The organism is Henriciella pelagia, from assembly GCF_002088945.1.
GTDB lineage: Bacteria > Pseudomonadota > Alphaproteobacteria > Caulobacterales > Hyphomonadaceae > Henriciella > Henriciella pelagia.
This window is the reverse complement of record NZ_NCSU01000007.1, coordinates 21,588-45,700: the sequence shown is the minus strand read 5'-3', so window position 1 is coordinate 45,700 and position 24,113 is coordinate 21,588. Positions and strand designations below refer to the sequence as shown.

Below are 24,113 nucleotides of genomic sequence, written 5' to 3'. Positions count from 1 at the left end.
TCTATCTGTCAGGGCCGAAAATATCTTCGGTGATGGCAGCGTTGCTCTCGCCCTCGAGACGGATTTCATACCAGAGTGTATAGGTCGCGCTCGGAACGCGGACCGCAACGCCGTTTTCTTTTTGTGGCTCGAAACGCAGGGTCCGGATGGCATCCCGGGTACTGTCTTCAAAGCCTGGCTCGGTGCAGACAACCTTGATGCCGGGCTCAACTGTTCCCTTCGCTGAAATGGCAAACGTGGAGTCGCATCTTGAGCTGATGCGTTTTTCGGCCATCAGTCTTGGGTAGACGGGCTTGGGCAATTCAATCGGGTCCACGTAAACCGGCTCAGCCGTACTCGGCAGCGCGAAGATGGCGAAAGCGGCGGCGATGGCAGATGCACCAGCGGCAAGGCCTCCAGTCGTCTTCAGAGGGTTCTTGATGAGGGTTATGACGAGCTCCTGGGTGATGGTCTTGAGTTTCACCCGCCGCGAGCGTCTGATGTAGGCATCGACAAATGTCCGCACGGCGTGGCTGGCGGTTACGCCTTGTTCCTCGCATGCGGTCTTGAACGCTTCCTTCCTGGAATGCGGAAGACGCACTTCGAGCGTGTCGGATTTCTTTTCACGCTTCTTGTAGCTCATGCCGGTGTCACCTCCGCTTCGGGCAGATGATGGTCAGTGTGTGGAGCCCACCCAGAATTGAAACCGAAACCTCGCCCCGACACCAGACATTTCCTGTCCGGACACGCCGTCCTGTTGCCGCCATTGGGCCTCGCTTGCCCGCAAATCATCACATTCTGATCAGCTTCCCGCTGGAATCTCTGTCTTTAAGTTCATGAAACAGGACTTTCCGCAGGCGAAGGGACGCATATAGCGGAAGGAGCGGCGTGCGGAGGAGGCCTTGCCAACTGCGCGCGTCGTCTTGAGCGCAATAAAAAAGCCCGCCGGGTGAAGGCGGGCTTTATCATCAGATGTGGCAGGGGTCAGACCGCCTGATCGATCTGCTCAAGACGCGAAATTTCCCTTTCAGTGTCTGTGCGCAGATTGGCGAGCAGCTGCTTGGTTTCCGGCGTGACCGTGTTCGGCATGGCCTTGTTCAGCTCTTCAAGGATGTAACGCTCGCCGCGAAGCACCTCCTCAACCGCGACTTCCGTATCATTGTCGACGATGGTGCGCAGGCTGGTAAAGCCGCGATGGGCGGTGCCGAGCGCTTCGCCATGTTCTGCAGGCTTGCCGCCGATCTCAAGCACGCGGTCCTGGAGCAGGTCGCGCTGCATGTTCTTTTCCTTGGCAAGCTCAAGCAGGGCCGGCTTCAGTGATTTGGTATCGTCGGGGATATCGGCGGCCTGCTTATAGAGGGCTGCAGCATCGATATAGATGCGGGTCAGCTTGTTGAGCTCGGCCACTTCCTTCTGCATGGTTTCCGACATCGGGGCCGGGGTCTCGGCAACAGCCGTTTCAGATGGCGTGAGACCTGCTGAAGAGCAGGCGGCAAAGCTCAGCGGGAGTGCAAGCGCAACGCCTGCGAGGAGTGATTTCTTCATCATGTATTCCTTCCATTCTGGAGTGAGTGCAGAACGAAAAGATCGCCGCGCTTGTTCCGGGCGGCAGATTAACTTGTGGCCATATAGGGCATCATGGCGAACAGCAGCACCCCCAGCAGGACCCGGTAGATCACGAAAGGCAGGAAGCTCATCCGCTTCAGCAGCGCCATCAGCCCCCAGATCGAGGCCAGCCCCGTAATGAAAGCCACTGCCGCCACGATCATGCCGTCTTCAAAGGTAAGCATCGCCCCAGCTTCCGGGTCTGCGGTGAAGAGGCCATACGCCCCATAAAGCCCGGCTGCTGCCAGGATCGGCGCGCCGATCAGCATCGAGAAACGCGCCGCTTCCGTGCGGTCATAACCCAGCGCCCTCGCTGCCGTCATCGTGATACCGGATCGGCTCGTGCCCGGAATGATCGCTGCCACGGCCTGCGTTGCCCCGATTATCAGCGCATGCAGGAAGGTCATGTCCTCTTCCTTGCGGTTGTGCGCGCCTCTTGCGTCCGCCCACCACAGCAGCAGGCCGAACACGATGGTCGCACCGGCGACAGTTGGCACACTGCGCAGGGCATTCTGAGCGTCTTCGGGCAGGAAGCCTTCATAGAGAAGCGCCGCCACGAGCGCGACCGGCGTCGCGATCAGCACGCAGGCGGCGAGGCGCGCGCCGGGGGAAAGGGCGCGCTTTGTGACCGGCGCTGCGGCAAGTTCGAAACCGCCGACAACTGCGCTTGCCACATCCTTCCGGAAATAGACCAGCATCGCCGCAAGCGTGCCGAGATTGGAGACGGCATTCAGCAAAAGCTCGTCGCGCCCGTCTGCGCCGAACGTGTCAGACAGGAGCAGGACATGCGCCGAGGAAGAGATCGGCAGCCATTCGGTAATGCCCTGGATAGCGGCGATGATCAGGAGCTGGAACAGGGACATGGGGCCGGACTCCGCCTTTGCCGGGATTGCTTTAGTCTGTTTGGCATGGATTCTTTAACAATACATCCCAGTGCTATATATATATCAAACTGATATATGATGATCTTGATTTCGGTGGCGGGCTGCGGTATAAGGCAAATATTCGCAGAAATTAAATATCAATATGATATCTATGGGTGCAATTTTGCTTGCGCCGAGATGTTCCGCGGATAATAAGACACAAAATTGCTCCCCGAGGACCCCCTATGGCCAGTCGCATGTTGAAGTTCACCGAGCTTGACCGCTCCATGCCCGAGAAGCGGGATGCAAAGAAGCGCGCCAGGGATTTTGGCGAGATCTATGCCGATTATGCCACCGAGGCGGCCGAAGCGCAGGCTTCGCGCTGTTCGCAATGCGGCGTTCCATTCTGCCAGCAGGGCTGCCCGCTGACCAACAATATTCCCGACTGGCTGAAACTCGTGTCCGAGAACCGTCTGGAAGAGGCCTATCAGGTCAGCTCTGCGACCAATAACATGCCGGAGATCTGCGGCCGGATCTGCCCGCAAGACCGTCTCTGCGAAGGCATCTGCACGATTGAACAGTCCGGCCATGGCACGGTGACGATCGGTTCCATCGAGCGGTTCATCACCGATAATGCCTGGGAAGAAGGCTGGGTCACGCCCATCAAGCCGCCGCGCGAGCGCAAGGAATCTGCCGGCATCATCGGTGCGGGCCCCGGCGGGCTCGCTGCAGCTGAACAGCTTCGCCGCAAGGGCTACAAGGTCACCGTATATGACCGCTATGATCGCGGCGGCGGCCTCCTGATCTACGGCATTCCGGGGTTCAAGCTTGAGAAACACATTGTCGAGCGCCGCATCAAGCGTCTCGAGGATAGCGGAGTGAAATTCAAGTTCAACACCTCGATCGGCGGCAAGCTGAAACTGTCGGACCTGCGCGACAAGCACGATACCATCCTGATCGCGACCGGCGTCTACAAGGCGCGCGACCTGATGGTGCCGGGCTCCGGCCATGAAAGCGTTCATGCCGCCCTCGACTATCTGACAACATCCAATCGCAAGGGCCTTGGCGATGAAGTGCCGAGGTTCGATGACGGCACGCATGACGCCAGGGACAAGAACGTTGTCGTGATCGGCGGCGGCGATACGGCCATGGACTGCGTGCGCACCGCTGTGCGCCAGGGCGCGAAATCCGTGACCTGCCTCTATCGCCGCGACCGCGCAAATATGCCAGGCTCGCAGCGCGAAGTGGCCAATGCCGAGGAAGAAGGCGTCGTCTTCGAATGGCTCGCCGCACCCGAAGCCATCCTCGACACAAAGGCCGGCAAGCTGAAAGCCGTCCGCGCTGCCCGCATGAAACTCGGTGCCCCGGACCCGTCCGGCCGCCAGTCACCCGAAAAGACCGGCGAGACCTTCGATGTGAAGGCAGACATGGTCATCAAGGCGCTTGGCTTCGACCCGGAAGAGCTGCCGGAGCTGTTCGGTGAGCCCGCTCTCACCGTGAACCGCTGGGGCGCCATCAAGGTCGACTTTGCGACGCTCGAGACGAGCATTCCGAATGTCTTCGCCGCCGGCGATATCGTCCGTGGGGCCTCGCTCGTCGTGTGGGCCATCAAGGATGGCCGGGACGCTGCCGAAGAGATGCACAAGCGTATGAAGCAGATGAGCCGCGCAGACGCCGCCACTGCCCCAGTTGCGGCTGAATAAGCCGTTTCGATAAAATCTTTCCCTGAAGGGATACCGTCATGACCGACACAATCGACAAATACCTCACCGAGCGCCAGAAGCTCATCGAAGCGCACGCTTATGATCCTGAACATGAGAAGGACGCCTGCGGCGTTGGTCTCGTGGCTGCGCTGGATGGCAAGCCGCGCCGTGAAATCGTCGAGATGGGCATCAAGGCGCTCAAGAATGTCTGGCACCGCGGCGCTGTCGATGCTGACGGCAAGACGGGTGATGGCGCGGGTATCCGCATCGAGGTCCCGCAGGACTTTTTCCGCGAGCAGGCCCAGCGCACAGGCCACAACCCGACTGATGATCCGATCTGCGTCGGCCAGATCTTCCTGCCGCGCACGGACCTCGGCGCACAGGAAGCCGCCCGCGCGATCGTGGAAACCGAAATCCTTCACTTCGGTTTCTACATCTATGGCTGGCGCCAGCCGCCGGTCGACATTTCCGTGATCGGCCAGAAAGCTGCTGACACGCGCCCCGAAATCGAACAGGTCATGTTTCGCGATAGCCGGGAGCGCTCGCCAGACGAGTTGGAGCGCGCGCTCTACCTCTGTCGCCGCCGCATCGAGCGCAAGGCCCGCGAGGCCGGAATCCCGAGCTTCTATATCTGCTCGCTCAGCCACAAGTCGCTGATCTACAAGGGCATGTTCCTCGCCCAGGACATCGACAATTTCTATCTCGACCTCAAGGATGAGCGCTTCGTCTCTCCAATCGCGATCTATCACCAGCGCTATTCGACCAATACTTTCCCGCGCTGGGAGCTGGCACAGCCCTTCCGCATGCTTGCCCATAATGGCGAGATCAACACGCTGCGTGGCAACCTCAACTGGATGAAGAGCCATGAGATCAAGATGGTCTCGGGCGCCTTCGGTGACGATGTCGAGGACGTAAAACCGGTCGTGCCGAAAGGCCTGTCGGATTCCGGCGCGCTCGACGCGGTATTCGAAATCCTCTGCAAGGCCGGTCGCACCGCGCCGATGACCAAGGCGCTTCTCATTCCGGAAGCCTGGTCGAAGCGCGCTTCCATCATCCCGGATGAGCACGCCGCGCTCTACGCCTATTGCAACTCCGTGATGGAACCGTGGGACGGTCCGGCCGCAATCTGCGCCTATGATGGCCGCTGGGCGGTTGCCGGCCTTGACCGCAATGGCCTGCGTCCGCTCCGCTATGCGCTGACCAGTGACGGTGTTCTTGCTGTTGGCTCGGAAACCGGCATGTGCCCGCTCTCGGGACATGACGTTGTGCGCCGTGGCCATGTGCGTGCTGGCGGCATGATCGCCGCCAATCTCGAAGAGGGCCGTTTCTACGAGCACGATGCCATCATCGATGAGCTTGCGAGCGAGCACCCCTATGACAAGTGGCTGAAGAACGTCAAAGAGCTCGAAAGCGACATCATCAAGGGTGATGAGCCGCGCCTCTTCGACAAGGAAAAGCTGCTGCGCCGCCAGACGGTTGCCGGCTTCACGCTGGAAACGACCGAGCTGATCCTCGCGCCCATGGCTGAGGACGGCAAGGAAGCGATCGGCTCCATGGGAGACGACACACCTGTCGCTGTCCTCTCGCGCGAATGCCGCCCGCTCTCACACTTCTTCCGTCAGAATTTCAGCCAGGTGACCAACCCGCCGGTTGATCCGCTCCGCGAAGACCGTGTGATGTCGCTGAAAACGCGCTTCAAGAATCTCGGCAACATCCTGACGACGGACGAGACCCAGCAGAACGTCTTCGTGCTGGAGAGCCCGTTCCTGTCGACTGGCATGTATCAGCGTCTGATGAAAACGCTGGGTGACGGCGTCGAGCATATCGACTGTACCTTCAAGCTGGCAGCCGTTGAGCGCGATGGCTCAGCCCTCAGGGATGCGCTGGCCCGTATCCAGTCCGAAGCCGAGGAAGCCGTGCGCGCCGGCCGTGAACACATTGTCCTGACCGACGAGAACCAGGACCCGGAAACGGTCGCAATCCCGATGATTCTCGCCACCGGCGCGGTTCATTCGCATCTGGTCGCGCAGGGGCTTCGCACCTTCTGCTCGCTCACGGTTCGTTCCGCTGAGTGCCTCGACACGCATTATTTTGCGGTGCTGGTCGGCGTCGGCGCGACCTGCGTCAACGCCTATCTCGCTCAGGAGGCCATCGCAGACCGCCATGATCGCGGCCTGCTCGGTGACCAGCCGCTCAGCCACTATGTCCAGAACTACAAGAAGGCGATCGAGGCGGGTCTCCTGAAGATCATGTCCAAGATGGGCATCTCGGTGATTTCGTCTTATCGTGGCGGCTATAATTTCGAGGCGCTTGGCCTCTCCCGCGCACTTGTGGCCGACTATTTCCCCGGCATGACAAGTCGCATTTCAGGCATCGGCCTTGCCGGCCTTGAGGACAATGCTGTCGAGCGCCATGAAGCGGCCTTCGACGAGGATGTCATCTCGCTGCCGGTCGGCGGGTTCTATCGCCTGCGCGCATCGGGTGAGCCGCACGCCCTTGATGGCAATCTCATCCACATGCTGCAGTCGGCCTGCGATCGCGGCGACTATTCGCTCTATGCCAAATATGTCGAGGCCGTGAATTCGCGCCCGCCCATCCAGCTGCGTGACCTCATCGACTTCAAGAGCCAGAAACTGCCGACCATCCCGCTGGAGCAGGTCCAGTCGGTCAACGAGATACGCAAGCGTTTCGTGACGCCCGGAATGTCGCTCGGTGCACTCAGCCCCGAAGCGCATGGCACGCTGAACGTCGCCATGAACCGGATCGGCGCGAAGTCGGTCTCCGGTGAGGGCGGCGAGATCCGTGAGCGCTATCGCCCGCTGCCAAATGGCGACAATATGAACTCTGCGGTCAAGCAGGTCGCCTCCGGCCGCTTTGGCGTGACGGCGGAATACCTCAATGAGTGCCGTGAAATCGAGATCAAGATCGCGCAGGGCGCAAAGCCCGGCGAGGGTGGCCAGCTGCCAGGCTTCAAGGTGACAGAGCTCATCGCCAAGAACCGTCATGCCACGCCCGGCGTGACGCTGATCTCACCGCCGCCGCATCATGACATCTATTCCATCGAAGACCTCGCCCAGCTCATCTACGACCTGAAGCAGATCAACCCGGACTGCCGCGTCTGCGTGAAGCTCGTCGCCCAGTCCGGCGTCGGCACGGTGGCGGCCGGCGTCGCCAAGGCGAAGGCGGACGTGATCCTGATCGCCGGAGGCGTCGGCGGCACGGGTGCCAGCCCGCAGACCTCGATCAAATATGCCGGCCTGCCTTGGGAAATGGGCCTGGCTGAAGCCCATCAGGTCCTGTCGCTGAACAATCTCCGCGACAAGGTCACCCTCCGCACGGATGGCGGGCTGCGCACCGGCCGCGACATCGTGATCGCAGCCATGCTGGGGGCGGAAGAATACGGCATCGGCACAGCCTCGCTCGTGGCCATCGGCTGTATCATGGTACGCCAGTGCCACTCCAATACCTGCCCGGTCGGTGTGTGCGTGCAGGACGAGGCGCTTCGCAAGAAGTTCACCGGTTCGCCGGACAAGGTCGTGAACCTCATGTCCTTCCTGGCCGAAGATGTTCGCCGCATCCTTGCCAATCTCGGCCTGTCCTCGCTCGATGAAGCGATCGGCCGCACGGATCTGCTGAGCCAGGTCAGCCGCGGTGCCTCGCACCTCGATGACCTTGATCTCAACCCGCTGCTTGTTCGCGTCGAGACCACCAAGCCGGTCGTCTACCGTCCGAACCATCGCACCGAAGTGCCGGACACGCTCGACGCGCAGATCCTGCGCGACGGCGAGCCCTTCTTTACCCGCGGCGAGAAGATGCAGCTGGAATATGACGTCCAGAACGTGCAGCGCAGCATTGGCGCGCGCTGTTCGTCCGCAATTGTTCGCAAGTTCGGCGAAAAGGCGCTGCCAGAAGGCCGGCTGAATATCCGCCTCACCGGCAGTGCGGGCCAGTCCCTCGGCGCTTTCTCCGTCCAGGGGCTGCTGCTCGACGTGCATGGCGATGCCAATGACTATGTCGGCAAGGGCCTGTCCGGTGCGACGATCCAGCTGCGTCCGAAACGCAATGCACAGCTCGAAGCCTCCGAGAACACCATTATCGGCAATACCTGTCTTTATGGTGCAACCAGTGGCCGCCTCTACGCGGCCGGTCAGGCCGGTGTACGCTTCGCCGTCCGGAATTCCGGCGCGGAAGCCGTTGTCGAAGGGTGCGGCGCGAATGGCTGTGAGTATATGACGGGTGGCCGCGTCGCCATTCTCGGCGCTGTCGGCGACAATTTCGGCGCTGGCATGACGGGCGGCATTGCCTGGATCTGGGATCCGGACAAGCGTTTCGACCGCGTCGCCAACCCCGACTCTATCGATTGGTATCCGCTCGCTGACATGCCCGACGAACATGTCGACTCCTACCGCGTCATCCTCGAAATGCATGCCGAGCGTACCGGTTCGAAACGAGCCCGCAAATTGCTCGACAATTGGGAGCAGACCCTGTCTGAAACCCTGTTCATCGTGCCCAAGGAAGTGGCAGGCCGGATTCTCGGCAAGGCACCCGTCGCAAAGGCAGGATAATCCGCAGCCGGATGTAGCCCCGCTCTTGCATACAAGGATGGGGCCCCCCAATTTCACGGCTCACTGCCAAACAGCGGAAATTTCAGACCACTGCCATGAGCAAACCGGATTATTACGAACTACTGGGCGTCGCGAAGGATGCCGACGCCAAGACGCTGAAAAGCGCGTACCGTAAACTCGCCCTCAAATATCACCCCGACCAGAACCCCGGCGATGAAGCTGCGGAAGCCAGGTTCAAGGAAGTTGGCGAAGCTTACGCCATCCTGTCAGATCCGGAAAAGCGTGCGGCCTATGACCGTTTCGGCCATGCCGCCTTTGAAGGCGGGGCAGGCGGCCCAGGCGGTGGCAATCCGTTTGGCAACATGGATCCGGGCGACATTTTCGACAATATCTTCAGCCAGGTCTTCGGCGCAGGCGGTGGATTTGGCGGCGGTCGCCGCCGCAACGGACCGGCCCGCGGCAATGACCTTCGCTATGATCTCGAGATCACGCTCGAAGAGGCCTATTCCGGCAAGGACACGACGATCAGCCTGCCGGCCGCTGTAGAGTGCGGCGTCTGCGACGGCTCTGGCGCAGAGCCGGGCACAAGCCCAGAAACCTGCCCGACCTGTTCCGGCTCCGGCCGTGTGCGCGCCACGCAGGGCTTCTTCACGATGGAGCGCACCTGCGCGCGCTGTTCGGGCCGCGGCAAGGTCATCTCCAAGCCGTGCAGGACTTGCCATGGCGCAGGCCAGGTCCGCGAGGACCGCAGGCTCCAGGTGAAAATCCCCGCAGGCGTCGAGAGCGGCATGCGTATTCGGCTTTCTGGCGAAGGCGAACCCGGCCTGCATGGCGGGCCCAAGGGCGACCTCTACATATTCGTCGACGTGGCCGAGCATGACATTTTCGAGCGCGACGGACCCAACCTTTACTGCCCTGCGCCTGTCCCAATGGTGACAGCAGCACTTGGCGGCGAGATCGAAATCCCGACGATTGATGGCGGGCGCGCCCGTGTCACCGTGCCAGAAGGTGCTCAGACAGGTCGCAAGCTGCGTCTTCGCGGCAAGGGCATGCCAAGCCTTCGCGGCTCAGGCCAGGGTGGTGACCTTTTCGTCGAGATGATCGTCGAAACCCCTCGAAATCTCTCGGCCCGCCAGAAAGAGCTGCTTCAGGAATTCTGCGAGTTATCTTGCGCCGACTGCAATCCGGAAAGCGAAGGCTTTCTGGGCCGCGTGAAGAAATTCTGGGACGGCGTGACAGGCGAGGACCAGCATCGCCCGAATTAGGCGATTGCGACCGCAATCTCAGCGCACGTCACCTTTAGCCGTTCAATGTCCTGCGGCCGTGACAGCCTGTGATCACCATCCTTGATCAGCGTGAACACCAGGTCTTTCGTGGTCATCGTGCCGACCAGCCTTTCGGCGTGCTGCCACGGCACGTCCGGGTCTTCCATGCCCTGCAGGATGCGCACAGGACCTTCAAAGGCGATAGGGCCATCAAGCAGGGACCATTGCTTGCCATCCTCGATCAAGGCCTTCGTGATCGGATAGGGCTCACCATAGTCCGATGGCCTGAGATGCAGGCCCTTCTCCATGATTTCCGCCTGCGTCTCAGGCGAAAACTCCGGCCACATCAGCTTCTCGGTAAAATCCGGCGCCGGCGCGATCAGGACCAGCCCCTTTACCCGCTCCGGCATGGCCAGCGCCGAGAGCAGCGCCATCCAGCCGCCCATGCTGGACCCGACCAGGACAAGGTCCCCGCTCGAATGTTCCGATATCGCCGCCAGCGCATCCTCGCGCCAGGAACTGATCGTGCCGTCCTCGAACGCGCCGCCTGACTCGCCGTGCCCGGAATAGTCAAAGGCGAGGAATCCGTGGCCGGCCGCCTTGGCCCAGCTTTCAAGCTCGATAACTTTTGTGCCCTGCATGTCGGACTTGAAGCCCGACAGCCAGACAAAGGTCAGCCCGGATCTGCCGTCAGCCTTGCGATATGCGAGGCGTCTGCCCTCCGGGCCGGTAAAATGGAGTGTGCTCATGATGCAATGGCCTCCAACGCTCTGCAGGCGAAGTCAAGCAGCAGGCTTTGCCTTTGCCGCAGATAGGACTACAGCCAGAACAGCGGCGGGGAGGCCGAATAAGCTGGGAGTCAACCAGTGGCTGTTGCGTTGAAGTATAAAGAGATAGCGCGCATGAGTGCGATCAAGCTGCCCGATCTGAGCGGCAAAACCATCCTCCAGGTCATTCCAGACCTTCAAGCCGGCGGTGCCGAACGCACCACGCTGGAAGTCGCAGAAGCGATCATTGAGGCGGGCGGCCGCGCCCTGGTCGTCAGTGAAGGTGGACGCCTCGTTCCCGCGCTGGAGCGTATGGGCGGGCTGAACATCGAACTCAAGGTGCGCTCCAAGAACCCCGTTACGATGAAGCTGAATGGCGGCAAGCTTGCGCGCCTCATCTCGGCCCAGTCCGTCGATCTCATCCATGCCCGCTCGCGTGCACCGGCCTGGAGCGCCTATTGGGCCGCCCAGCAGGCAGGCATTCCCTTCGTGACCACCTATCACGGTGCCTATTCGGGCGTCTCCGGCATGAAGCGGAAATACAATTCCATCATGGCGCGCGGCGATGTCGTGATTGCCAATTCCGAATGGACGGCCGCCCATGTCCGCAGCGTGCACGACACGCCGCGTGAGAAAATGGTGACGATCCCGCGCGGTGTTGATTTCGATGAGTTTGACGCCTCTGTCGTCAGCGAAGAACGCAAGCAGGCCATCCGCACAGCATGGGAAATCAGCCCGAATGAGAAGCGGCTTGTCCTCCTCTTGCCGGGGCGGCTCACCGAATGGAAGGGCCAGAAGATCGCGATCGACGCGATGGCCAGCCTGTCCGGGGCGGAGCGCGTGAAGCTGCTTCTCGTGCTGGCGGGTGATGCGCAGGGGCGCTCTGCCTATGTCGCGGCGCTCGAGGATCGCATCATTGAGGCAGAGCTCGGCGGATCGGTGAGGATTGTCGGTCACTGCGAGGACATGCCGGCCGCCTATGCGGTCAGTGACATCGTGCTCGCCCCCTCGACCCGGCCGGAAGCGTTCGGGCGAGTCGCAGCGGAGGCCTCGGCCATGGGCAAGCCCGTCATTGTTGCCGATCATGGCGGCCAGAAGGAAATCGTGGTTGAGGGAACGACCGGTTCACGGGCGGAACCCGGAAATGCCGCCGATCTTGCCGCCTCGATCCGGGCCATCCTGCAGCTTGGCGAACAGGGACGCGCAGGCATGGGCGAGGCCGGCCGCCAGCACGTCCGCGAGCGCTTTTCCAAACGAGGGCTTCAAGCTGCCACACTTGAGGTCTATAAGCGCCTGTTGGAGACGCATGAGGTCAAATAGGTTTGGGTGGAACCAATAATCCCGGCGCAGGCGCAAAGCGCGTCCTCGTCATCAAGCTGAGCGCGCTGGGCGATTTCGTCCTGGCACTCGGTGCCATGCGCGCTATACGCGGGCATCACCCCAAGGCGATCCTCACCCTCCTGACAACACCGCCCTATGAAGAGCTTGCCAGGGCGACCGGCTTCTTCCAGCATATCGAGACCGATGGCCGCCCCAAGGGCGTCAAGGCGACAAGAGAATTGCTGAAGCGCCTCAAGAGCGCCAAGTATGATATCGTCTACGATCTCCAGACATCAGGCCGCACCGGGAATTATTTCAAGGCGCTGAACCTGCCATTCTCCAGCCCGCCACTCTGGTCGGGCAATGTCGAAGGCGCCGCCTTTTACCACAACACGCCGCATCGCGGAGACCTGCACTCCATCGACCGTCTCGGTGAACAGCTTGAAATCGCAGGGCTTGGTGAGTCTGACACCAAGGACACCTGGCCGCCCATGCCGGACATGTCCTTTGTCCGCCGGTCGCAGGGCAACAAGCCGTCGCTGACGCCGCAATATTTCGGGATCAGCGGCCCCTTCGCGCTGCTCATTCCCGGCGCCTCGGCGCATCGTTCGGCCAAGCGCTGGCCGGTCGAGAATTATGGCGGCCTCGCCCGCCACATAGCGGATGCAGGTGTCACGCCGGTTATCATCGGGGGCAAATCGGAGTCCGAACTTGCCGTCGAGATCAACAGGATTGAGCCGCGTTGCCGTAATATCGTGACCCGAACAAACCTCTTTCAGATCGTCGCACTGGCAGAAAATGCACAATTCGCGGTTGGCAATGACACCGGCCCAATGCATATGGCGGCACTTTCAGGGTGTCCGGGCGTTGCTCTCTTTGCCACAAGCGAGAGCGATCCGGCCAAGGCCTCGCCTCGCGGCAGTCAGATCATCATCTGCGAAGCTGATACGCTTGATCAGCTGAGCGTTCGGGATGTCTGGCAGGCTGTCCGGATGCTGGACCGTATCCCGGCATCGGCTGCAGGCGGCCAATCTTGAAAATCGTGCCGAAAATCGGCATATAGAAGCGTTATTTAGGCTATTAAAGGAGAAGAGCCATAGCACGTAGACCTCATGCGGCCCCGCCGTCCAAAAGAGACACAGGACCGCGCGTTAACAGGGATATCCGGGCAGACAAGGTGCTGCTCATTGACGAACATGGTGAAAAACAGGGCGTGATGCCGCTGACGGCCGCGCTTGATGCTGCCCAGGAGGCAGGACTCGACCTCGTCGAAGTTTCTCCGAACCAGGACACCCCGGTCTGCAAGATCGTCGACTATGGCAAGCTTCGCTACGAAGAGCAGAAGAAGAAGAACGCCGCCAAGAAGAAGCAGAAGTCTGCTGAACTCAAGGAAATCAAGATGCGTCCGAACATCGACACCCATGATTATGAGGTGAAGACCCGTTCGATGACCCGCTTCTTCGAAGACGGCGACAAGGTGAAAGTCACGCTCCGCTTCCGCGGCCGCGAAATGGCGCACCAGCATCTCGGCATGGAGCTTCTCCAGAAGGTGAAAGCCGAGTTTGAGGAAGTCGCCAAGGTCGAACTCGAGCCCAAGCTCGAAGGCCGCCAGATGACCATGGTGATGGCACCTCGCTAGGCTGCCGGCAGCCACTGAAATATCCAGCATGAATCGGCAGGGCGCGCCTTGATTCTGGCGCGCCTTTCCGTCATAAGCGCGATCTTTCGAGCATTGCGGGCCGAAAACGGCATGCCTGCAGGCTCATGAACGACTAGACAGCGGGTCCTTCGAGGCCCCTACAGGAGATCGAAATGCCGAAGATGAAGACCAAGAAGGCCGCTGCGAAGCGGTTCAAGTTCACGGCTACTGGCAAGGTCAAGCACGGCGTCGCCGGCAAGCGCCACCGCCTCATCAGCCACAATGCGAAATACATCCGCCAGAACCGCGGCACGACTGATGTCGCCAAGGCTGATGTTGCCCGCGTCAAGAAATACCTGCCCTACGGGCTGTAAGCGAACTCGAACCGAACAAGACTTAGCAGGAGGCCCAGATGCCCCGTTCACGCAATAAAGTGCCGGCACACGCCCGCCACAAGAAGATCATCAAGGCAGCCAAAGGCTATTATGGCCGCCGCAAGAACACCTTCCGCACAGCCAATGCCGCTGTCTGGAAAGCCGGCCAGTACGCCTATATCGGCCGCAAGCAGAAGAAGCGCACTTTCCGTTCGCTCTGGATCCAGCGCATCAACGCCGCTGTCCGCGAGATCGACGAGAGCCTGACTTATTCGCGCTTCATCGACGGCCTCAACAAGGCCGGCATCGAGGTAGACCGCAAGGTCATGGCCGACCTCGCCGTCAACGAACCAGCCGCTTTTGGCAGCCTGGTGGAGAAGGCCAAAGGCGCGCTGGCGTAAGCCGGCAAGTTTCGCTTTTAGCATTTCTCCGCTAATTCCGACCGCAATGCGGGGCGGAAGAGCCCCGTATGGATTAAACCAACGGGGCTTTTTCATATGTCCGAGCTAGACACCATCGAGAAAGAGGCGCTTGGCGCTGTCGCGGCAGCGGCAGATCTCGCTTCGCTGGACGCCGTGCGCGTTGCAGAACTCGGCAAGAAGGGCCGCATCTCCGGCCTGATGAAGACCCTCGGCGGGATGAGCCCCGAAGAGCGCCAGACCATGGGCCCGGCGCTCAACGGCCTGCGCAACCGGGTGCAGGACGCCGTCGAAGCCCGCAAGGCCGCGCTTGAAGAAGCCGAGCTGGAGAAGAAACTCCAGACCGAGCGCATCGACATGACGCTGCCGCCGCGTGTGACGCCATCGGGCCGTCTCCACCCGGTCATGCAGGTCTTCGAAGAAGTCGCCTCCATCTTCGGCGATATGGGCTTCACCGTCGCTGAAGGCCCTGACATTGAGGATGACTGGCATAATTTCACCGCGCTGAACTTCCCGGAAGGCCACCCGGCGCGCGAAACCCACGATACCTTCTTCTTCAACCCGCAGCAGGGCGCGGCACCGAAAGTGCTGCGTACCCATACCAGCCCCGTGCAGGTGCGCGTCATGGAGAGCACCAAGCCGCCGATCCGTATCCTCGTGCCGGGCCGCGTCTACCGCAATGACTGGGACGCGACCCACACGCCGATGTTCCATCAGGTCGAAGGCCTCGTCATCGAGAAGAACATCCATATGGGTCACCTCAAGGGCTGCCTGATCGACTTCGTGAAGGAGTTCTTCGAGGTCGCAGACGTCGAGGCGCGCTTTCGTCCGCACTTCTTCCCCTTTACCGAGCCTTCGGCAGAGATGGATGTGAAGTACCGCAAGGTCGGCGATGCCATCGAGATCGGCGAGGGTGATAGCTGGATGGAAATCCTCGGCTCCGGCATGGTTCACCCGAACGTGCTCGCCAATTGCGGCATCGACCCGACCGAGTATCAGGGGTTCGCCTTCGGCATGGGTATCGACCGTCTCGCCATGCTGAAATACGGCATGCCGGACCTTCGCCCCTATTTCGAGGCCGATGCCGGCTGGACGCGCCATTACGGCTTCCGACCCTGGCTGTCGCCCAGTGTCTCCGGCGGCCTGAGCTAGGGACGCTGGCAGATGGGAAGCGGCAACAAGGCAGAGATGTTGATTGCGGTCTGCGCGGTGATCACCAGCGCAATTGCGGTCTTTATTGCGTGGGACCAGGGCCGCGTGATGCGCGCCCAGCAGCATGGTGCCGTCTATCCTGTCGTTCAGGTCGAAGGCTTTGTGTCGAGCGATCAGGACTTTGCTTCCATGGGCATCCGGCTCTCCAATAGCGGCGTTGGACCCGCATTGATCGAGCGTGTGAGCGTCCTGAAGGGCGGTGAGCCCCTCGACAGCCTCGATGCCTATGTCGACATGTTCCCGCCAGGCTATGTGCATTCCTGGTCAAGCCTGATTGGCCGCGCGGTTGCGCCCGGAGATGAAGTACAGCCGCTTCGGGCCGACTGGCCTCGCGGTGCGGTGTCGAACGACCAGCTCAATGCGGCCGCCGCTGCATGGAGCGAACTGGACATTGAGATCTGTTATTGCTCCGTCTTCGAGCGCTGCTGGACAACGCGGAGCCTCGGCATGGGGAGCGGCATGACCCGCGCCGAGCGCGTGAAGCGCTGCGAACGCAGTGAAACCGATATTTTTGAAGCGGTCGCAGAGCAGGCCCGCGCGCCCGCTAATGAAACCGATACGACCGCAGAAGTGGAATAGACGATGAAATTCACTCTCTCATGGCTGCAGGATTACCTCGCCACCAAGGCCCCACTAGAGGACATCCTCGCCGTGATGCTGAAGGCCGGCCTTGAGGTGGAGCATGTCGAGGACCCGGCAGAAAAGCTGGCGGCGTTCACCATCGCCAAGGTGAAGAAAGCCGAACCTCATCCCGATGCTGATCGGCTGCGCGTCTGCACGGTGGACACCAGGGATGGCGAGAAGCAGATTGTCTGCGGCGCGCCGAATGCGCGCGCCGGCATGACGGCAATCTATGCGCCGCTCGGCACCTGGATTCCCGGTCTCGCCTTCGCGCTCGACAAGAAACCCCGCAAGATCCGCGGTATTGAAAGCCACGGCATGCTATGCTCGACCAAGGAGCTTGAAGCCGGCGAGGACCATGATGGGATCGCGGACCTTGATGGCGACTGGAAAGTCGGCACACCGGCCGCAGAAGCGCTCGGCCTGACAGACCCGATCATCGACTTCGAAGTCACGCCGAACCGTCCGGACTGGCTCGGTGTGCAGGGCATTGCCCGCGACCTCGCCGCTGCAGGGGCAGGGCGCTTCCTCGAAAACCCGATCAAGAAGGTGGAGGGGGCTTATCCATGCCCCGTCGATATCCGGCTTGAAGCGCCGGAAGCCTGCCCGGTCTTTGCCGGGGCGCTCGTGCGCGGTGTGAAGAATGGTCCTTCGCCAGAATGGCTGCAGCAGCGCCTGAAAGCGGTCGGCATCACGCCGAAATCGCTGCTCGTCGACATTACGAATTACATCTCCTATGACCGCGCGCGCCCGCTTCATGTCTATGATGCGAAGAAGCTTCAGGGCGCCGTCGTTGCACGTCTCGGCCGGGCAGGTGAAAAGCTCGAAGCCCTCGACGGCAAGACCTATGACCTCACCGAGGATATGTGCGTCATCGCTGATGATAGTGGCGCGATAGGCCTCGGCGGCGTGATGGGCGGGGAGTCTACAGCCGTCTCTGCCGGCACCACGGACGTCTTCATCGAAAGCGCCTGGTTTGATCCGCTGCGCACGGCACGCACAGGCCGCACGACCGGCATCATCTCGGACGCCCGCTACCGTTTCGAGCGCGGCGTGGACCCGGCCAGCTGCGTTGACGGGCTGAACTTCGCGCTCGCGCTTATTCGCGAATATGGCGGCGGCGAAATCTCGTCCGCCACCATTGCGGGCACGGCTCCAGCCGACAATAAGCGCGTCTCCTTCGACCGCCGCGACGTCGCTCGCCTGACAGGCCTCGACGTCAAGCCGGCAGAGCTGAAGCGCATGATCAAGGAGCTTGGCTTCACCCTCGAGGATGCGGGCGAGGCCTGGTATCTCAACGTTCCGAGCTGGCGTTTCGACATTGAGCAGTCCGCTGATATCGTCGAAGAAGTCGCCCGCCTCGTCGGCTATGATGCCTTGCCGACCACCTCGCTTCCAGCCCCCATTGGTGGTCGCAAGGTCGTCGTCACCCCTTCGCAGGCCCGCCTGCGCACAGCTCGCCGTGTCATGGCGTCCCGCGGCTTCCTCGAGGCTGTGACCTGGTCCTTCATGCTGAAGGAGCATGCAGCGCTCTTCGGTGGCGGCAGCGATGCGCTGACCATTTCCAATCCGGTCGCCAGCGAACTCAACCAGATGCGGCCAAGCATCCTGGCAAACCTTGCGGTCGCAGCCCAGAAGGGCTTTGACCGCGGCGAGCGAGAAATGCGCCTGTTCGAGGCCGGACCGGTCTATCCAGGCGACGGCCCGAAAGACCAGCGCAATGTCGTGGCGGCCGTCGTGCGACCGGTCGCAGAGCGCCACTGGAGCGGGGCGATTGCGCCTTATGATGCCATTGCCGCCAAGGCTGACCTCTTCGCCCTGCTGGCTGAACTCGACCAGCCACCAGAGCGTTTCCAGGTCGACGCCCCGCGCCAGAGCCACTGGCACCCCGGTCAGGCCGCCTGCCTGAAGCTCGGCCCGAAAGTCACCGTCGCACATTTCGGCGCGCTGCATCCGCGCGTGCTGAAAGCGCTCGACGTGGACGGGCCGGTCTATGGCTTCGAAGTCAATCTCAACGCCCTGCCGCTGATGAAGGCGCGCGCCACCAAGACCAAATCGGTCCTCGAACGCTCGGACCTCACCCCTATTCGCCGCGACTTTGCCTTTGTGGTGGATGAAGGTGTTCCGGCAGGTGACATCGTCCGCCATGCGGGCTCGGCCGACAAGAAGCTCATCTCCGGCGTCAGCGTCTTCGACGTCTATCAGGGCACAGGCATTGAGCCAGGCAAAAAATCCGTCGCCATCGAGGTGACGATCCAGCCTGCGGGCGAAACGCTCACCGACAAGGATATCGAGGCAATTGCCGACAGGATTGTCGCGTCGGTCTCCAAAGGCACGGGCGGCGTGTTGCGGGGCTAGTGTCTGCGCGATAAGGCTGTTTGCGTCACAGGAGGAGGGGCGCGATGGTCGTACAGCAGGTCATGACGCAGATGGGGCTACGCCATAAGCTTTATCTGCAGATGGAGCCGAATGCGCGAGAGAAGACGGGCCTCTCGCCGTTCAACACCTTCATCGTCGTGCTGGTCCTGCTGAGTTTCCTCGCCCTCGCGCTGGAGACGGAGTCGACCATGAGCGACGGCTGGATGCAGGCCATCGCCATTTTCAATGTCGTGATCATTGTTGTCTTCGCGATTGAATATCTGATGCGCCTCTGGGCGGCCGGCGAAGGTCCGGAATATCGCGGCATTGGCGGCCGCATACGCTACATTTTCACGCCCTATGCCATCGCCGACCTCGTCGCCTTCCTGCCAGAACTCCTCTGGATTCTGATGGCGCCCGACGATTCCAGTCAGCAGATCGTCATGGCGCTGCGCGTCCTGCGTCTCGCTCGCCTTGTGAAGATTGCCCGTTTCATTCCGGCCTTTGACGTGCTCGGAGCCACGGTTCGCCGCTCCGGGACACAACTCCTGACAACCCTCGCCATGGCCCTTGCGCTTGTCTACGTCTCCGCTGTCGCGCTCTACTTCATCGAAGGCGTGGGCGGTGAGCAACAGGAGAGTTTCGCCTCCATTCCGCGCGCCGTCTGGTGGGCCATCGCGACGCTGACCACGGTGGGGTATGGCGATGTCTATCCGGTCACGCCGCTCGGTCGCGTTTTCGCATCTGTCATTGCCATTGCCGGTATCGGTGTCGTTGCCTTGCCAGCGGGTGTGTTTGCAAGCGCCTTTTCCGATGAGTTGCGCGAGCGCGAGAATGCCAAGCTCAAACGCCGTTCCGAAGAGCTGGAAGAGGAAGTCAGGGAGTATGAGGCTCGCGAGAAAGCCGCGCCCGAAAGCCAGGCCTGATGCGATGTCAGAAATAGCCCGACATGGTGAGCGAAGTCGAACCATAGCGGGCGAAAGGCGAAACGTTTGCGATCATCGCCCCCTCCCCCGCTCGAGGGGGGCGGGCTCGGGTTCCAGACGCTTATTCCGGCGCGTCCATCGCCATGATGATCTGCGCATAGCTACGCGCCAGCCGCCCCATATTCTCGACGCTGAGCCGTTCATTCGTGCCATGGAAACCGGCAAGATCTGCTGGGCCCACGACCGACGGCGCGAAGCGGTAGACATCTTTCGTAATCGCGCTCGCATAGCGCGCATCGGTTGCACCAATGACCAGCGCCGGCGTTGAGGGTGCTCCGCCACTGATCTCGGCAGCCACGGCCGCCAGCACGCCATAGGCGCGGTTCTGCGTCGAGCTGACGGGCGACGGCTCGCTCGCAATGCCGTCACCGCCAAGTTCGATTTCGATGCCTTCAATGTCGGCCGTCACATCCCGCACATGCTGAAGCACCTCCTCGACCGTATTGTTCGGGTGGACCCGGAAATTGACCATTGCCGTGGCACGCTGGGCGAGGACATTCTCCTTGGCGGACCCGACAAGCATGGTCGGCGCCGTCGTCGTGCGGATCATCGCATTGCCCTGCGGGCTGGCGGCGAGCCCGCTCTCGACAAGACCGCCAAGCAGCCACTGGTTTGCAATCGCCATGCGGTTCACAAAGCCCATCTCCTGCGAGACGACCCGGATCATGTCCGACGTTGGCGCTTTCGACAGATCAGCCGCCATCTGGTTCTCGTCGAGCGCGACCAGCGCCCGCGACAGGCGCACGGTCGCACTGTCCCGGGGCGGCGCAGACGAATGCCCGCCTTCGGCCAGGGCTGTCAGCCGGATGGTGAGATAGCCCTTCTCGGCCACACCGATGAGCCCAAGCGTGCCACCAGTCACCGGATTGTCCTCGACCACCATGAAGCCTTCATCGAGCGCCATGACGGGGCTGATGCGCCGCGATTTCAGCAGCGCGATCCCGGCCTCTGCGCCAGAGCCTGACACTTCCTCATCATGACCGAGCTGCAGCAGGATTGTCCTGCGCGGCGCAAACCCATCGCGGGCCAGAGCGTCCAGTGCCTCCATCAGTCCGACGAGGGAGCCCTTGTCGTCCATCGCGCCGCGGCCATAGACATAGCCATCAATGATCTCGCCCGCGAAAGGCGCCCCCGTCCAGTCGCCCTCGGTCCCGATATTGACCGGCACCACATCCTGGTGCGCCATCAGCAGGATCGGGTCGAGCGACGCGTCAGAGCCCTCCCAGGTGTAGAGCACCGTATAGCCGCCCGGTACTGTCTCCTTGTCTGCGGCCGCATGGAAGGCCGGATAGGTTTCCTCCAGCCAGGCCTGCAGCTCCAGCCACGGGCCTTCCTGGCCGGGGCGGGGATCGCCGCTGCTGAGCGTGATCGTGCGGAACTGGATGGCGCGGGAGAGGTTTTGGGCCGCCGCCTCGGCGGATATTGCAGGCGGTTCAGGCAGCTCGACCTGCTGCACATTGGCGGGTGCGCCCCCGAACGTGAATGTGCGCACCAGCAACACAGCGACAAGAATGAGGAACAGGGCACCAAGCCCCATCAATAGCTGTTTCAAACCGGCCCTCCCGAAACAGTTCAGGCGGCCACATTGGGCCGCCTGACAGAAGAGGGCAAGTCATAGTTGACGTGGGAGTCATTCTTGCGCGCAATGACTCCATCCCGGCCGTCCCCGTTCGCGGGGAGGGGCGGGCGGCAAGAACCCTAGGCCTGTCCGGATACCGCCAGCACATCCTCAACCGTGCGCAGACCCGGCTTCGGAGAGGTGACGAGCACAGCCATATTGCCCGGAAGGTGCTTGTTATCGAGCATCTTCTCATGCGCGGCCGGAATCTCGGCCCAGGGGAAGACTTCCGACATGCACGGGTCGATCCGGCGGTCGATGACGAGCTGGTTGGCTGCCGAGGCCTGGGCAAGGTTCGCAAAGTGTGAACCCTGTACCCGCTTCTGGCGCATCCACAGGAAGCGCGCATCCATGGTCAGGTTGAAGCCGGTCGTGCCGGCGCAGATCACCACCATGCCGCCGCGCTTTACCACGAAGACGGAGACCGGGAAGGTGCTTTCGCCCGGATGTTCGAACACGATGTCGACATCCTGCTTGCCGGTGATCTCCCAGATCGCCTTACCGAACTTGCGGCTCTCGCGCATATAGTTCGAGAAGTCCGGACCGTTCACGGTCGGCAACTGTCCCCAGCAGTCGAAATCCTTGCGGTTCAGCACGCCCTTGGCGCCCATCGAATAAACGAAGTCGAACTTGTCATTGTCCGATACGACGCCGATCGCATGCGCACCGGTCACGGCGCAAAGCTGCACCCCGAACGAGCCAAGCCCGCCCGAAGCGCCCCAGACGAGCACGTTCTGACCCGGCTTCACAATGTGCGGGCGATGGCCGAACAGCATCCGGTATGCGGTCGCGAGCGTCAGCGTGTAGCAGGCGCTTTCTTCCCAGGTCAGATGCTTCGGACGCGGCATGCACTGGCGGGCCTGCACCCGGCAGAATTGCGCGAAGGAGCCGTCCGGCGTCTCATAGCCCCAGATACGCTGGGATGGGGAGAACATCGGGTCGCCGCCATTGCACTCCTCATCGTCACCATCATCCTGGTTACAGTGGATGACGACTTCGTCTCCCGGCTTCACACGGGTTACCTTGCGCCCCACAGCCCAGACGATGCCTGACGCGTCAGACCCGGCAATGTGGTATTCGGCCTTGTGGACGTCGAAGGGAGAGATCGGCTCGCCAAGTCCGGCCCAGATGCCATTATAGTTGACACCAGCGGCCATCACGAGAACCAGAACCTCATCGGAATCGATTTCCGGGACAGGCACCTGTTCGATCTGCATTGCCGTGGATGGGCGTCCGTGACGTTCGCGCCGGATCGCCCAGGCGTACATCAGTTTCGGGACGTGAAATTCCGGTGGAATCTCACCAAGCTCGTAAATATCTTTCTTCTCACGCGAGATTGTCGCGGTAGTCATGCTTTCGGGCCTCCGATTTTACTATCTGTGAGCAAGATTATTCCTCCTGCTTCACATTCCTCCTGAATGGCTAGACACTGATCAAATCCTTGCCGCAAAGGCAAGTCAAAATTGTGCGCCGCAACATAAATGAAGAGGGATATCGACATGGGGCCGGCCGAATGGGTCTATCTGAATGGGACGGTCTGCCGGGCGTCCGAGGCAATGGTTTCGCCCTTTGACAGGGGATTCCTGTTTGCGCATGCGGCGTATGAAGTGACGGCGGTCTTTGATGGAAAACTCATCGATTTTTCCGGTCATGTGGCACGCTTGCAACGAACCCTTGATGGGATTGACGTCCCGAATGCGTGGTCGGCGAGCGAATTGGAGGCCATCCACCAGGCCCTGATCGAGAAGAACCGGCTGGAGGAAGGCTTCGTCTACCTGCAGGTCACAGCGGGTGACTATGGCTCGCGCGACTTTGCCGGTCCGGACATGCTCCAGCCCTCTCTTTTCCTCTTCTGCGAACATCGCCAGCTTATTGGCGAGAAGGCCCGCGACGGGGTTCGTTCCACACTGGTCGAGGATCAGCGCTGGAAGCGGCGCGACTACAAGACCACCCAGCTTCTTTCGCAGGCGCTTGCCTATCGGCAGGCGGCCAGGCTCGACCGCTTCTCCGCCATATTGCACGAGGATGGCCATGTCACAGAGGCCGCCTCGGCCAACCTCTGGGTTGTGCTTCCCGGTGAGCGCCTCGTGACGCGCAATCTCGGCCACCAGATTCTGCCGGGCATTACCCGCCAGGCGGTGCTGGATCAGCTTCGGGTGGATGGCCTGTCGGTTGAACAGCGCGCAGTAACCGTTGCAGAGCTCTCCAGCGCGGCGGAAATCTTCACGACCTCTGCTACAGGCCTTGTCCTTCCCATCATCGACATTGACGGTTCCCCTGTCGGGAGTGGCAGGCCGGGGCCGGTCACTCGCCGGGTCCAGTCGCTTTATTACAAAGCCATTGGCGCCGACCTCGCCGCTCGTGCGCCCTGGCTCAGATCAGAGGTTCGCGCTGACCGCGCCTGACAGCGACCGTGTTGCGGATCTTGATGGTGAGAATGATCGAGGCGAGGACGATTGTTATCGCATTGGCAATGGTGATCGGCAGGCTTCCAATCATCAGGCCATAGGCCAGCCAGCATGTGATTCCGGCGGTGAACATGGCGTACATGATCAGCGACAGGCCTTCGGTGTTGCGCGTGCGTAACACAAGGATGGCCTGTGGCAGGAAGGAGGCTGTGGTCAGGAAGGCGGCAAGGCCGCCGATGAAGTCTGCCATGATGATCACTTTCAATCGCCGCCGCTTTTAGGTCAGGTGGAACAGGTCGTCATCCGGCAATTTGCGCAAGCATCTTCCAAATTCACTGCGTCAGGGCGCGTCAGCCGGTTAATCTTGCCCTGCGGTCAAGTTCGGTCCATGTTGCGGTGCAATATCGGAGG

Annotated in this window: 20 protein-coding genes; 13 read left to right on the top strand and 7 right to left on the bottom strand. The window is 61.4% G+C overall.

Features of this window, described 5'->3' with window-relative positions:
* Position 1: 1 nt before the first annotated feature.
* From B8746_RS02740 to B8746_RS02730, 3 genes are all read right to left on the bottom strand, one after another.
* Positions 2–622: an energy transducer TonB gene (locus B8746_RS02740; protein WP_084391712.1), complete on the bottom strand. Its 621-nt coding sequence runs from the start codon at positions 620–622 to the stop codon at positions 2–4.
* Between the two features lie 341 nt (positions 623–963).
* The gene (locus B8746_RS02735; protein WP_084391711.1) at positions 964–1,527 is read right to left on the bottom strand and encodes a PA2169 family four-helix-bundle protein; all 564 of its coding nucleotides are present in this window, start codon (positions 1,525–1,527) and stop codon (positions 964–966) included.
* A gap of 65 nt (positions 1,528–1,592) precedes the next feature.
* Positions 1,593–2,447 carry an undecaprenyl-diphosphate phosphatase gene (locus tag B8746_RS02730; protein ID WP_084391710.1) on the bottom strand — a complete coding sequence of 285 codons (855 nt, stop codon included), beginning with the start codon at positions 2,445–2,447 and terminating at the stop codon, positions 1,593–1,595.
* A 245-nt stretch (positions 2,448–2,692) separates the two neighbouring features.
* On the opposite strand from B8746_RS02730, the gene B8746_RS02725 reads away from it, so the two are divergent.
* The 3 genes from B8746_RS02725 to dnaJ all read left to right on the top strand — a co-directional run bounded on the left by B8746_RS02725 (position 2,693) and on the right by dnaJ (position 9,980).
* Positions 2,693–4,150, top strand: a complete 1,458-nt coding sequence (locus B8746_RS02725; RefSeq protein WP_084391709.1) for an NAD(P)-dependent oxidoreductase — start codon at positions 2,693–2,695, stop codon at positions 4,148–4,150.
* 38 nt (positions 4,151–4,188) lie between these two features.
* Positions 4,189–8,715: a glutamate synthase large subunit gene (gltB, locus tag B8746_RS02720; RefSeq protein ID WP_084391708.1), complete on the top strand. Its 4,527-nt coding sequence runs from the start codon at positions 4,189–4,191 to the stop codon at positions 8,713–8,715.
* 95 nt (positions 8,716–8,810) lie between these two features.
* Positions 8,811–9,980, top strand: a complete 1,170-nt coding sequence (dnaJ, locus tag B8746_RS02715; protein WP_084391707.1) for a molecular chaperone DnaJ — start codon at positions 8,811–8,813, stop codon at positions 9,978–9,980.
* Here the strand turns inward: dnaJ and B8746_RS02710 are convergent.
* Positions 9,977–10,729 carry an alpha/beta fold hydrolase gene (locus B8746_RS02710; RefSeq protein ID WP_084391706.1) on the bottom strand — a complete coding sequence of 251 codons (753 nt, stop codon included), beginning with the start codon at positions 10,727–10,729 and terminating at the stop codon, positions 9,977–9,979. The genes dnaJ and B8746_RS02710 overlap by 4 nt on opposite strands.
* A gap of 153 nt (positions 10,730–10,882) precedes the next feature.
* Here B8746_RS02710 and B8746_RS02705 point away from each other — a divergent pair, with 153 nt between their 5' ends.
* The 9 genes from B8746_RS02705 (at position 10,883) to B8746_RS02665 (ending at position 19,616) form a co-directional block, all read left to right on the top strand.
* Positions 10,883–12,067 (top strand): glycosyltransferase family 4 protein, encoded by a 1,185-nt coding sequence (locus tag B8746_RS02705; protein ID WP_084391705.1) that lies wholly within the window; start codon positions 10,883–10,885, stop codon positions 12,065–12,067.
* Between the two features lie 2 nt (positions 12,068–12,069).
* Positions 12,070–13,104 (top strand): glycosyltransferase family 9 protein, encoded by a 1,035-nt coding sequence (locus B8746_RS02700; protein WP_084391704.1) that lies wholly within the window; start codon positions 12,070–12,072, stop codon positions 13,102–13,104.
* 59 nt (positions 13,105–13,163) lie between these two features.
* Positions 13,164–13,706 carry a translation initiation factor IF-3 gene (gene infC, locus B8746_RS02695; RefSeq protein WP_084391703.1) on the top strand — a complete coding sequence of 181 codons (543 nt, stop codon included), beginning with the start codon at positions 13,164–13,166 and terminating at the stop codon, positions 13,704–13,706.
* A gap of 173 nt (positions 13,707–13,879) precedes the next feature.
* Positions 13,880–14,080 (top strand): 50S ribosomal protein L35, encoded by a 201-nt coding sequence (gene rpmI / locus B8746_RS02690; RefSeq protein WP_084391702.1) that lies wholly within the window; start codon positions 13,880–13,882, stop codon positions 14,078–14,080.
* 38 nt (positions 14,081–14,118) lie between these two features.
* Complete coding sequence (rplT, locus tag B8746_RS02685) at positions 14,119–14,481, top strand: 50S ribosomal protein L20 (protein WP_084391701.1); 363 nt, start codon at positions 14,119–14,121, stop codon at positions 14,479–14,481.
* A gap of 96 nt (positions 14,482–14,577) precedes the next feature.
* Positions 14,578–15,651, top strand: coding sequence for a phenylalanine--tRNA ligase subunit alpha (pheS, locus tag B8746_RS02680; RefSeq protein WP_084391700.1), 1,074 nt, complete (start codon positions 14,578–14,580; stop codon positions 15,649–15,651).
* A 12-nt stretch (positions 15,652–15,663) separates the two neighbouring features.
* A complete protein-coding gene (locus tag B8746_RS02675) occupies positions 15,664–16,290 on the top strand; it encodes a hypothetical protein (protein WP_084391699.1) in 627 nt (208 codons plus the stop codon).
* A gap of 3 nt (positions 16,291–16,293) precedes the next feature.
* A complete protein-coding gene (gene pheT / locus B8746_RS02670; protein ID WP_084391698.1) occupies positions 16,294–18,690 on the top strand; it encodes a phenylalanine--tRNA ligase subunit beta in 2,397 nt (798 codons plus the stop codon).
* A 44-nt stretch (positions 18,691–18,734) separates the two neighbouring features.
* Positions 18,735–19,616: an ion transporter gene (locus B8746_RS02665; protein WP_269843684.1), complete on the top strand. Its 882-nt coding sequence runs from the start codon at positions 18,735–18,737 to the stop codon at positions 19,614–19,616.
* Between the two features lie 121 nt (positions 19,617–19,737).
* On the opposite strand, the gene B8746_RS02660 is transcribed toward B8746_RS02665, so the two are convergent.
* Entirely contained in the window at positions 19,738–21,228 is a 1,491-nt protein-coding gene (locus B8746_RS02660; RefSeq protein WP_233123868.1) for a M20 family peptidase, read from the bottom strand.
* Between the two features lie 146 nt (positions 21,229–21,374).
* Positions 21,375–22,646, bottom strand: a complete 1,272-nt coding sequence (gene ccrA, locus B8746_RS02655) for a crotonyl-CoA carboxylase/reductase (RefSeq protein WP_084391696.1) — start codon at positions 22,644–22,646, stop codon at positions 21,375–21,377.
* Positions 22,647–22,775: 129 nt separating this feature from the next.
* Between ccrA and B8746_RS02650 the strand changes: the two genes are divergently transcribed.
* The gene (locus tag B8746_RS02650; protein ID WP_233123866.1) at positions 22,776–23,699 is read left to right on the top strand and encodes an aminotransferase class IV; all 924 of its coding nucleotides are present in this window, start codon (positions 22,776–22,778) and stop codon (positions 23,697–23,699) included.
* Here the strand turns inward: B8746_RS02650 and B8746_RS02645 are convergent.
* A complete protein-coding gene (locus B8746_RS02645) occupies positions 23,668–23,952 on the bottom strand; it encodes a SemiSWEET transporter (RefSeq protein WP_084391695.1) in 285 nt (94 codons plus the stop codon). The genes B8746_RS02650 and B8746_RS02645 overlap by 32 nt on opposite strands.
* Positions 23,953–24,113 lie beyond the last annotated feature (161 nt).